Here is a 10,778-nt window from a genome sequence, read left to right as displayed (position 1 = left end):
CGGTACCCTCGCCGGAACGCCACGAGCCGAAGGCGCCCTCTACGGATGGTGCGCCGGTGGCGGCCGCCCCCGGTGGCGGCCGCATCACGGTGATCGAGCCCTACGGCAATGTCACCAGCAACCGCACGCTGGCCCACGGCATCAGTGGCGAAACGGCCTATCGCGAACTGAAGATCCATCATCCCAACACCAATGCCGAAGCCGTGCGCACCGGCGATGCCCGCAAGGCCGACCGCCAATCGGGCATGGTCGAAGGCGAGATGGAGAACATCCGCACACGTGAGGACAAGAATGACATTCCGCTGGTGCGCAAGGACCTGATCCTCACCGATCGCCTGGGCAGTCGCGATGTGATGATTCCGAACCCGGTGGCCGGCTACGCGCAGTTCAACAAGGACGCGACCAATTCGATCAGCCTCTACAGCCACCCGGCCGGCGATCCGCGCCGTGAGCTGGTAGGCCAGGTGCTGCACGGCGCCGCTGGCACGTCGCCCTACAAGAACGGTGACTTCGTCGAGTACGGCGCTCCGCTGATCCAGCAGTCGAACGCCGGCAGCAAACCGGTGCACGCGCATATCGAAGTAGAGCCAGCGCAGTTCCGCCGCTACCTCGGCGACATGCTCAACGACCGCATCACCCTCGGCGGCAAGGTACACGCGCAGGGGCCCGAAGCCGCGCAGGCCGCACGTGCCACGCAGCAGGCGCCGATGGCTGATGGCATGCTGGTGAAGGGCGAACGCGGTGACGAGGTCAAAGCGCTGCAGGGCAAGCTGGCGGCACTGGGCCACGTGGGCGCCGACGGCAAGCCGCTGGCGACCGATGGCATCTACGGCAAGGACACCTTTGCGGCGGTCAAGCAGTTCCAGGCCAACAACGGCCTGGAGCAGGATGGCAAGGCTGGCCGCCAAACCCTGGGCCGATTGGACGACCCGGCCGCAGTGAAGGCCGGCGCGCAGACCGCCGCCGCCCCGGCGCGCACCGAACCGACCGCACCGGCAGCGCCCAGCATGCGCGATCCTTCGCATGCCGAGAATCCGCGCTTCAACCAGGCCCTGGAGAAACTGCAGGAGCTGCAGCAGCAGCGTGCGCAGGCCGGGCTGTGCCCGCTGTTCGCCAACGCGCAGGAAACCGAACGCGCCGCTGGACAGCTCGCCTACGAAAGCAAGGTCGCCGGCATGCACCAGATCGATCATGTGGTCGCACGCCCGGATGGCAGCGGCTTGTTCGCCGTGCAGGGCAATGTCGGCGACCCGGCCGCGCAGCGCACCTTCGTCGACAGCCGACAGGCCGTGTCGCAGTCGGTCGAGGCCAGCACCCGCCAGAGCGAGGAACTGGATGTCCAGTTCAACCAGCGCGTGCAGGAACAGCAGCAGGAGCAGGTGCGCAACCGCGGCCTGTAAGCCTGCTGCACTGTGGCCGAAGGCTCCGGGCCCAACGACCCGGGGCCTTCTGCGGATTCACTCTGCAGGGCCGACCCGCCGGTACACCCCGAACTGGGTACTGCGCTGGCCCATCGGGATGATCAGGGCCAGCAGGACCGCGCCTCCGCCTACCTGCTTCACCACCAGATCGTTTTCCACAGTGCAGGAGAGTTCCACGCGCGACCAGACGCAGCCGGCGCCGGCCTCGCCCGGTTTGCACGATGACCACCGGTTGATGACCAGCTGTTCTCCTTGGGTGCTGTAGCTCCTGCTGGAAGCGCTGCCTGCAGCCTCGATGCCGGTGCCGTCGGCGGCATGGAAGCGGGCCACCAGCCGGCTCGCCTCCTGGTGGATCGTGACCTGGTGGATGTCCTTGTTGTAGTCGCCAAAGAGCCTGGAAAGCGCACCGATGGGTGCATTTTCCTGCCCCGCCGACAGGTAGGCCGGCCGGTTGTCGAAGGTGGCGCCTTCGGTGAAGTCGCATCGTGGGCCCGGCCTGATTTCGGTGAGGCGTGCGTCGCGGACGCTGCTGCAACCACTGCCCAGGGCCAGTCCCGCCAGCAGGGTGAGGCAGGCGAGGCCAGAGCCCGCCAGCGAGGATGCAGTCGGTTTCATTGTGGCTTCCCTTCCAACAGGCGCGGTGCAACAGGAACTCGCGTGCCGAGTATCCCCACGCAACGGCGGCAGCGGCAACCCGGCCTGCAACCCGGCTGCCCGTCGCCATTCATCCGCCCGGTGTAAACTATTGATCTCACTGGCAATGCCAGTCTCCACGATCAACCGCCCGATGACGTCCGCCACCGCCCGTTACGCTGATTCCCTGCGTCTGTCCGTCGCCCCGATGATGGACTGGACCGACCGCCATTGCCGGGTGTTCCACCGCCTGCTGGCACCGGGTGTGCGGCTGTACACCGAAATGGTGCACGCCAATGCGGTCATCCATGGCGATCGCCAGCGCCTGCTCGGTTTCGATGCCAGCGAACAACCGCTGGCACTGCAGCTCGGTGGCAGCGATCCGGCCCTGCTGGCGCAGGCCGCGCGCATCGCCGCCGATTGGGGCTACGACGAGGTCAACCTCAACTGCGGCTGCCCGTCCGACCGCGTGCAGGCCGGGCGCTTCGGTGCCTGCCTGATGCGCGAGCCGGTGCTGGTGGCCGAATGCGTGTCGGCCATGGTCGAGGCGGTTGACATCCCGGTGACGGTGAAATGCCGCCTGGGCGTGGACGAGGACGACAACTACGACGTATTCGCCAGCTTCGTCGACCGCCAGGTTGAGGCCGGCGCCGCGATGGTAGTGGTGCACGCCCGCAATGCCTGGCTGAAGGGCCTGTCGCCGAAGGAGAACCGCGAGGTTCCGCCGTTGAAGTACGACTGGGCCTACCGGCTGAAGCAGGAGCGCCCGGCACTGCCGGTGGTGCTCAACGGCGGCTTGGCCAGCATCGAGGCTGTGCAGGCGCAGGCCGCGCACGTCGATGGCGTGATGCTGGGCCGCGCGGCCTACCACGATCCCTACCTGCTGCATCAGCTGGAAGCGCTGCAGACCGGCGCGCCGCTGCGTGCGCGCGGTGAGCTGCTGCGCGCTCTGCGCCCGTACATCGACGCCCGCCTGGGCGAGGGCCTGGCCCTGAAGCACATCACCCGCCACATCCTCGGCCTGTTCCACGGACAGCCCGGTGGCCGCGCATTCCGCCAGGTGCTGAGCGAGGGCGCCCATCGTCCCGGTGCCGACTGGACGTTGATCGAGCAGGCGCTGGCAGTCACCGAACGCGAAGCCGACCGTGCCGCTGCGTGACGTCAGTCACATTCCTGACTTGACAAGGGCGGCCGTTTCGTCCCGAATGTTCACTTAGCTGAACAACGGTCTGGAGCATCTGGAAAAGTTCAGACCGGATTCACTGCCCGAAACCAAGAATTTGCAAAAGATTTGTAAAACGCCGGGTTCCATTCCGGTGCCCGGATTTACGACTTTTGAACGAATCGCCGTGCTCGGCTAGGATCGCATCGATGTCTTCCGCTCCCTTCCACCGCTGTATTGCCCTGGCCACCTGCGTGGTCCTGGCGGCTGCCCCGCTGTCTTCGGCGCTGGCGCAGGACCCGCAGCGGGAACAGGGGCGCGCAGAAATGATGGAGCGTGGAGGCCGTGGCGCCAGCAACGAGCGCTCGCTGTCCGATGCCGTGCGCCGCGTGCAGCGCACCACCGGTGGCCACATCCTGGGCGCCGAGCGTGTGCCGTTCGATGGTCGTGACATCAACCGGGTCAAATACATGGACGACCGCGGTCGGGTCCGCTACATGGACGACCCCGCCCCGGCACGTTCACAGCCGCGCACGCCGCGGTCGGATATGTCATCACTACGCGGCGATAACCCCTGAACAGGGATAGTTGTCGCTATCAACCCGTACCCACAGGCCTCCGGGCCGCACCCAGCACACTAGGGAGAGTTCATGCGTATCCTTCTGGTCGAAGACGAAGCCCCGCTGCGTGAGACCCTGGCAGCCCGGCTCAAGCGCGAAGGTTTTGCCGTCGATGCAGCGCAGGACGGCGAAGAAGGCCTGTACATGGGCCGCGAAGTGCCGTTCGACGTCGGCATCATCGACCTTGGCCTGCCCAAGATGTCGGGCATGGAGCTGATCAAGGCCCTGCGCGACGAAGGCAAGAAGTTCCCGGTGCTGATCCTGACCGCGCGTTCGAGCTGGCAGGACAAGGTCGAGGGCCTGAAGCAGGGCGCCGACGATTACCTGGTCAAGCCGTTCCATGTGGAAGAGCTGCTGGCCCGCGTCAACGCGCTGCTGCGCCGCGCCGCAGGCTGGAGCAAGCCGACCCTGGAATGCGGCCCGGTTGCTTTGGATCTGGCAGCGCAGACCGTCAGCGTGGCCGGCAGCAATGTCGACCTCACCAGCTACGAGTACAAGGTGCTGGAGTACCTGATGATGCATGCCGGAGAACTGGTCTCCAAGGCCGACCTCACCGAGCACATCTACCAGCAGGACTTCGATCGTGATTCGAACGTGCTGGAAGTGTTCATTGGCCGCCTGCGCAAGAAGCTGGACCCGGATGGCGAACTGAAGCCGATCGAGACCGTGCGCGGTCGTGGCTACCGTTTCGCGATTCCGCGCAACGAGGGCTGAGGCCTTCAGCAGGCGATAAACGATGTCCGGCCGTCTGTGGTTCTTCCGACGCTGGCGGCCGCGCTCTCTGCAGGCGCGCCAGATGTTCGCCGCGTCCGTGGGTCTGGTCGCGTTCCTGGCCCTGGCCGGTTACGCGCTTGATGCCGCCTTCGCCGATACGGCGAAGGCGAACCTGCGCGAGCGCCTGAAGAACTATGCCACCGCCTATGCGGCCGGCATCGACTTCACCCGCGACCGCTCGCTGTACATCCGCGAGCAGCCGCCGGATCCGCGTTTCGACGTGCCCGGCAGCGGCCTGTACCTCCAGGTCGTCATGCCCGACGGCAAGGGCAATTCGATGTCCGCCGAAGGCCCGATGCTGCCCACGGTCGGCGGTGGCCTGCTGGCCCCGCGCCAGGAAGTCTTCGAAGGCCCGCTGCCGATGATCCAGATCGACGGCAGCCAGGGCTCGGTGTATCGCTACGGCCTGGGCCTGGTGTGGGATGCCGACGCCGACCCGGCCACCGAATTCCCGTACACCATCTACGTGATGGAAGACTCGCGTGCGTTGGGTGCGCAGCTGCGCGTGTTCCGCAGCCGGGTCTGGTTCTACCTGGGCGGCATCGGCCTGATCCTGCTGCTGCTGCAGACGGTCATCCTGCAGTGGAGCCTGCGCCCGTTGCGGCGGGTGATTACCGAACTGACCAAGGTCCAGCGCGGCGAGACCGAGCGCATGAGCGAACGACACCCGCGCGAGCTGGAGCCGTTGACCGACAGCATCAATGCCTTCATCGAGGGCGAGCGTGAGAACCTCGAACGCCAGCGCAATACCCTGGCCGAYCTGGCGCACAGCCTGAAGACGCCAATTGCGGTGCTGCGTACGCAGATGGACAGCGGCGCCGGCGATGGCGCCCTGCGCGAAGAGCTGGACGTGCAGCTGCAGCGCATGAACAACCTGGTGTCCTACCAGCTGGCACGCGCGGCCTCGTCGGGCCACAAGCTGTTCTCGGCACCGCTGCCGATCGAATCCAACGCCGAGGAGATCGTGCGCGGCCTGGAGAAGGTCTATGCGTCCAAGGGCGTACTGTGCGAATTCGACATCGACCCGGCCGCGCGCTTCCACGGCGAACCGGGTGACCTGCAGGAACTGCTGGGCAACCTGCTGGAGAACGCGTTCAAGTGGGCCAAGCGCCGCGTGCTGCTGACCGCGCAGCCGTTGCCGGCGCCGAATGCGCGTCGCGCCGGTCTGCTGCTGGCGGTGGATGACGATGGCCCGGGTATTGCTCCGGAGGACATCGGCAAGGTGCTGCAGCGTGGCGTGCGCGGCGATGAGCGCGTACAGGGCCACGGCATCGGCCTGTCGATCGTGCAGGACCTGATCAAGGACTACCGCGGCGAGCTGCAGGTGTCCCGCTCCAGCGAACTGGGCGGCGCCCGTTTCGAAGTGCGGCTGCCGCCGGGGCCGTAAGCCTCCGCACTCGGTAGTGCCGGCCGCTGGCCGGCAACCTCATGATCTTCGATGGCATTGCCAGGTTTCCGGCCAGCGGCCGGCGCTACCGTATTTCTATCCTCGGCGGCTCGCCGTAGAACCGCCTGAGATGCGCAGCCACCTCCGGCAACGCTTCGGACAGCAGGTCCGGCGCAGAGAAGTGGTACTCACTGGCCACCGCGAAGAACTCTTCCGGCGCCTCTGCCGCATACGGATCGATCAGTGTTTCCACGCCGGCATCCACCTGCGCACAGAACGCGTCGTACGATCTCTGGAAGTCAGCTGCCCACTCGCGTTGCCACGCACGCGGCAACGGTGGCGTGCCGTCCATCGCACCGTCGAGCGCATCCAGCTTGTGCACCATCTCATGCACGGCCACGCAGTAACCCTCATGCGGTGCCGCCAGATCGGCCTGCACATCGGCCCACGAAAGAATCAGCGGACCGCTGTCCCACGACTCGCCGATCAGCTCGTCATCCCACTCGTGCAGTACCCCGGCGGCATCCATGTGGCTGCGATGCACGCGGAACGCATCGGGGTAGACGATCAGCTGCGACCAGCCTTCCAGCCCCACCTCGCCGAACTCCAGCAGCGGCAGGCAGCACAGTGCGGCCAGCAGCACGCCATCGGCCGGCTGCAGCTGCAGGTCGCCGATCGGGGAGATGGTTTTCTCATGCAGGAAACGCGTGGTCAGCGCGCGCAGGCGTGCATGCCGTTCGTCGTCCAGGCCGCGCAACCACGCTGCGCGGTGGCAGGCATCGTTCCAGTGTGCGTCTTCGATCGGTCGCGGCGCGGGCCGCAACCACTGCAGCAACGACTTGATCAGCGGAACATACCCGGCAGGTAGCTGTGCCACTTCGGCGCACGGATGCGCTGCAGTACATCGTCGTCGCCGCCACCGCCGCTGCTGGTCGCGGCGGCCGGACGTACCGGTGCCGGCTTGGCGGCCGTCGCTGTCGGCGTGTTGGTCGGTGTGCGCTGCGAGGCTGCATCGCTGGCCGAGTAGACGCAGGCGCCACGGCTGTCATCAAGCGCTGCTGTTGCAGACGCCGCAAAGGGCATCGTCAGCAGGATCAGGCAATGGGCATAACGGCGCATTGACGACATCCACGTTAAGGGAAGGTGAGTTCCCGATTCTAGCCCGAACCCGGCGCCAGATTGGAAGCCCGCCGGAACCGGGGCTGGCGGGCGTCGCTGGCGGGTTTCCCGCATAATTCCGTCCTGACCTTGTGGAAGCTGCCGTGGACGATCGCCAATTGCTGGCCAAACTCGCTGCCGGTCGCCTGTCCGGCGACGCCCTGGCCCGTGAGCTGGGCCAGACCCGGGCCGCCATTTGGAAGCGTATTCAAGGGCTTAGGGCCGCCGGCGTTGAGGTTGAAGGGCGTGCAGGCGAGGGTTACGGGCTGACCCGGCCGGTCGACCTGCTGGAAGCCGGAGCCATCCGCGCCGGCCTGCCCAAGGAGGCCGCAACACTGTTGCACGACCTGCAGGTGGTCTGGACGGTGGATTCCACCAACGCCGAATTGCTGCGCTGCAGCGCGCCCCAGCGCGGTGTCAGCGTCCTGTTGGCCGAGCGCCAGACCGGCGGCCGTGGCCGTCGCGGGCGCACCTGGGCGTCGCCGCTGGCCGCGCATGTGTATCTGTCGGTGCTGCGCCTGTTCGAGGGTGGGCTCGGCCGCTTGGCCGGGCTGAGCCTGGTCGCCGGCGTCGCCGTGGCCGAAGCCCTGCACGACCTGGGCTACACGCAGGCGCAGCTGAAGTGGCCGAACGACGTGCTGGTCGATGGCCGCAAGCTGGTGGGCCTGCTGGCCGAGGGTGGTGGCGAATACGCCGGCCCGGCGCGTGCAGTGATCGGCATCGGCATCAACGTGCACATGCCGCCGGCGTTCGCCGAACAGATCACCCAGCCATGGGTGGACCTGGACACGCTGGCCGGCGCATCGGTGGATCGCAACACGGTGGTGGCCGCGGTGCTGGCACGCCTGCTGCCGGCGCTGGAAGCGTTCGATCGCGAAGGGCTGGCACCGTTCCTGCCGCGCTATGCAGCGTTCGACATGCTGGCCGGGCGCGAAGTGYGCGTGCAGCTGGATGGCGAATGGCAGCACGGTACCGCGCTCGGCTTGGCTGACGATGGCGCGTTGCGCGTGCGTATCGATGGCCGCGAGCGCCTGCTGCATGCCGGCGAAGTCAGTGTGAGAAAAGCATGAGCGACTGGTTGTTCGATCTGGGCAATTCGCGCTTCAAGTTCGCGCCGTTGCAGGGTGACCGTGCCGGTGACGTGCAGGCCTGGGCGCATGGCGCCGAAGGCATGGCCGGGCAACCGCCGCACAGCCTGCCCAGTGGCGGCACCGCGTTTGTGGCCAGCGTCGCCGCGCCGTCGCTGACCAGCGCGATGCTGGATCAGCTGCAGCGCCGCTTCGAGCACGTGCATGTGGTGCGCACCAGCGCCCAGTGTGCGGGTGTACGCATTGCCTACGCCAAGCCGGAAAAATTCGGTGTCGACCGCTTCCTGGCGCTGCTGGCTGCCGCCAAGGCACAGCGGCCGGTGCTGGTGGTCGGTGTCGGCACCGCGTTGACCATCGACCTGCTGGATGCCAACGGCCAGCATCACGGCGGACGCATTTCCGCCTCGCCTACCACCATGCGCGAGGCGCTGCACGCGCGCGCGGTGCAGCTGCCGGCCAGCGGCGGTGACTACAGCGAATTCGCCAACGACACCGCCGACGCGCTGGCCTCCGGCTGCGATGGTGCCGCCGTGGCGCTGGTTGAACGCAGCGCCCGCCAGGCACAGGCGCTGCTGGGCGTCATGCCGTCGCTGCTGGTGCATGGCGGTGGCGCACCCGCGCTGATGCCGCTGCTGGACGGCGCCGACTATCACCCCTCGCTGGTGCTGGATGGCCTCGCCCGCTGGGCGGTGCACCAGCCCGCAGGCTAGTATCGGCGCATGCTGACCCGTGCCCTGATCGTCGTGCTGGCGATCCTCAATCTTGGTGTTGCCACCTGGTGGCTGTTGCGCGATGAACCCGCGCGCGCGCCGTTGCCACCGCCCCCGACCGGCGTGGCCGAGCTGCGCTGGTTGCCCGGTGGCACCGATGCGGCTGTGGCCGCGCAGGCCTCGGCAGCGGCACCCACTGAAGCACTGGTGGAGCGTGAGGCAGCGCCGGCTACCGCAGTGGCCGCTGCACCCGCACCGGCAGCGGCGACACCTGCAGCACCCAGCAAGCCCGCCGAACCAGTGAAGGCGCCTGAGCCGGTGGCCGCCGTCGCCAAGCCAGCGCCGGAACCGGTGGCCGAGAAACCCGCAGGCCCTGCAGCACCGCCGCGCTGCCTGGCGCTGGGCCCGTTCGCCGACCGCGCCGCTGCCACCGCTGCGCAGAGCCGTGCGGGCAACCTGTTGAGCCAGGTGCGCCTGCGCGAGCAGCCCGCCGCCAGCGGCAGCGCCCGTTACCGCGTGCTGCTGCCCGCCGCCGCCAGCCGCGATGACGCGCAGGCCACGGTCAAGCGCATCGTCGCTGCCGGGCTGAGCGACTACTACATCATCAGCCAGGGCGACGAGACCAACGCCATTGCGCTGGGCCAGTACCGCAACCGCGAGGGCGCCGAACGGCGCATGGCCGCGGTGCAGGCCGCCGGCTTCCAGCCACGTCTGGTGGCCAGCGGCGATGCCGGCCAATGGTGGCTGGAAGGGCAGCTGGCCACCGGCAGTGAACCGGCCCAGGCGCAGCAGCGCAGCGGTGCCGCGCAGCAACGGTCGCTGGAATGCACGCGACTGCGCTAGAATTCCCCAACCACGGCGCTGCCGTAGGCGTTTCACCCCGTGCCGCTTTAGCTCAGTTGGTAGAGCAACTGTCTTGTAAACAGTAGGTCATCCGTTCGATTCGGATAAGCGGCACCATCTCCCGACAATCTCCATTGGCCCTTTTGTTGCATGGGGCCGGCTAGTGTCTGTGTGCCTACGCCGCATGCAGCTGCAGCTCCACATACTCCGCCAATCCCCGGCACGCCAGCAGCAGCCCTTCGCGCGTTCCGTCGCCGATCTGCTGCCGGTCKYCTCCATCGACCCGCACGCGCTCGGCAGCGTGGAATATTTCCAGCAAGGTGGTCAGCCCGGCAGCGGCGCGGTCGGCGCGTGCCATGGCCATGCCCTGGCCGGGTGTCAGCGCTGGACTGCGCCATGGCTGGCCGTCGGCACCATCGCCGTTGCGGATGCGCTGCAGGCAGCCCTGCAACGTAATCGGGTCCGGCACATCGACGGTGGCGGCGAACGCGGCTTCCAACGGCTGCGCAAGCTCGGGGGGCAGGCGTTCGGCGGCGTCGCCCAGCGTGGCGGTCAGATAGGGATAGTCAGGAACGGGCATGTGGGCAACCTCGGGTGCAAGAGAGGCGCCACCGCAGGGGGTGGCGGACGATGCGTGGTTTCCAATACCGGTGAGTTGAGAAGCCGGTGGGCGCGAGGCCCCCACGCACCGCCCGCCGTAACGCAGCAGACGGATTGCCAGCCGGCGCCACCCCCGAGGTGGTGGCGCCGGCTGACAAGCGTAAACAACTCAACTCATTCGGGATTGGAAGCCCCGGCCATCCGTCGTCGATGGCGATTCATCATGCGCACGCAGAATCACGGGGTGCCAGTCGATTGTTCCGATGGCATCGCGCTGTTTGAAAGGAAAAGTGAATTATCGCAATTGGCTTGTCGTGGCCAATCCCAAGGCAAAAACGACATCCTGCGCGGCGTGCTGTTGGATCATGAAACAGGCAGAAGC

Annotated in this window: 12 protein-coding genes and 1 tRNA gene; 9 read left to right on the top strand and 4 right to left on the bottom strand. The window is 67.3% G+C overall.

What is annotated here, in order from left to right; genetic code table 11:
- On the top strand, positions 1 to 1,400 hold a 1,400-nt coding region (locus tag AB4Y84_RS04575; RefSeq protein WP_442249821.1), incomplete at its 5' end, for an XVIPCD domain-containing protein.
- Between the two features lie 57 nt (positions 1,401 to 1,457).
- Here the strand turns inward: AB4Y84_RS04575 and AB4Y84_RS04570 are convergent.
- Positions 1,458 to 2,036, bottom strand: coding sequence for a hypothetical protein (locus AB4Y84_RS04570; RefSeq protein WP_442244015.1), 579 nt, complete (start codon positions 2,034 to 2,036; stop codon positions 1,458 to 1,460).
- 145 nt (positions 2,037 to 2,181) lie between these two features.
- On the opposite strand from AB4Y84_RS04570, the gene dusA reads away from it, so the two are divergent.
- From dusA to AB4Y84_RS04550, 4 genes are all read left to right on the top strand, one after another.
- Positions 2,182 to 3,213: a tRNA dihydrouridine(20/20a) synthase DusA gene (dusA, locus tag AB4Y84_RS04565; RefSeq protein WP_312787151.1), complete on the top strand. Its 1,032-nt coding sequence runs from the start codon at positions 2,182 to 2,184 to the stop codon at positions 3,211 to 3,213.
- A 212-nt stretch (positions 3,214 to 3,425) separates the two neighbouring features.
- A complete protein-coding gene (locus AB4Y84_RS04560; RefSeq protein ID WP_025878314.1) occupies positions 3,426 to 3,794 on the top strand; it encodes a hypothetical protein in 369 nt (122 codons plus the stop codon).
- A gap of 72 nt (positions 3,795 to 3,866) precedes the next feature.
- Positions 3,867 to 4,550 (top strand): response regulator transcription factor, encoded by a 684-nt coding sequence (locus AB4Y84_RS04555; protein ID WP_004136763.1) that lies wholly within the window; start codon positions 3,867 to 3,869, stop codon positions 4,548 to 4,550.
- A gap of 22 nt (positions 4,551 to 4,572) precedes the next feature.
- Positions 4,573 to 5,997: an ATP-binding protein gene (locus AB4Y84_RS04550; protein WP_032978238.1), complete on the top strand. Its 1,425-nt coding sequence runs from the start codon at positions 4,573 to 4,575 to the stop codon at positions 5,995 to 5,997.
- Between the two features lie 85 nt (positions 5,998 to 6,082).
- On the opposite strand, the gene AB4Y84_RS04545 is transcribed toward AB4Y84_RS04550, so the two are convergent.
- A complete protein-coding gene (locus AB4Y84_RS04545; protein WP_428704076.1) occupies positions 6,083 to 6,874 on the bottom strand; it encodes a zinc-dependent peptidase in 792 nt (263 codons plus the stop codon).
- On the bottom strand, positions 6,841 to 7,116 hold the full coding sequence (locus AB4Y84_RS04540) for a hypothetical protein (protein ID WP_088100739.1): 276 nt from the start codon (positions 7,114 to 7,116) through the stop codon (positions 6,841 to 6,843). Before AB4Y84_RS04540 ends, AB4Y84_RS04545 begins: the two co-directional genes overlap by 34 nt.
- 143 nt (positions 7,117 to 7,259) lie before the next feature.
- Between AB4Y84_RS04540 and birA the strand changes: the two genes are divergently transcribed.
- The 4 genes from birA to AB4Y84_RS04520 all read left to right on the top strand — a co-directional run bounded on the left by birA (position 7,260) and on the right by AB4Y84_RS04520 (position 9,913).
- The gene (birA, locus tag AB4Y84_RS04535; protein ID WP_442249820.1) at positions 7,260 to 8,225 is read left to right on the top strand and encodes a bifunctional biotin--[acetyl-CoA-carboxylase] ligase/biotin operon repressor BirA; all 966 of its coding nucleotides are present in this window, start codon (positions 7,260 to 7,262) and stop codon (positions 8,223 to 8,225) included.
- Positions 8,222 to 8,953, top strand: coding sequence for a type III pantothenate kinase (locus AB4Y84_RS04530; RefSeq protein WP_025878323.1), 732 nt, complete (start codon positions 8,222 to 8,224; stop codon positions 8,951 to 8,953). The genes birA and AB4Y84_RS04530 overlap by 4 nt, the downstream gene beginning before the upstream one ends.
- A 9-nt stretch (positions 8,954 to 8,962) precedes the next feature.
- Positions 8,963 to 9,796 carry an SPOR domain-containing protein gene (locus AB4Y84_RS04525; RefSeq protein ID WP_105163274.1) on the top strand — a complete coding sequence of 278 codons (834 nt, stop codon included), beginning with the start codon at positions 8,963 to 8,965 and terminating at the stop codon, positions 9,794 to 9,796.
- Between the two features lie 41 nt (positions 9,797 to 9,837).
- Positions 9,838 to 9,913 (top strand) — tRNA-Thr (locus AB4Y84_RS04520).
- 58 nt (positions 9,914 to 9,971) lie between these two features.
- Here the strand turns inward: AB4Y84_RS04520 and AB4Y84_RS04515 are convergent.
- The gene (locus AB4Y84_RS04515; RefSeq protein WP_442249819.1) at positions 9,972 to 10,376 is read right to left on the bottom strand and encodes a hypothetical protein; all 405 of its coding nucleotides are present in this window, start codon (positions 10,374 to 10,376) and stop codon (positions 9,972 to 9,974) included.
- Positions 10,377 to 10,778: the final 402 nt, after the last annotated feature.

The sequence above is a fragment of the Stenotrophomonas sp. 2YAF22 genome, from assembly GCF_052114665.1.
GTDB lineage: Bacteria > Pseudomonadota > Gammaproteobacteria > Xanthomonadales > Xanthomonadaceae > Stenotrophomonas > Stenotrophomonas indicatrix.
This window is presented reverse-complemented; position numbering and strand designations above follow the sequence as displayed.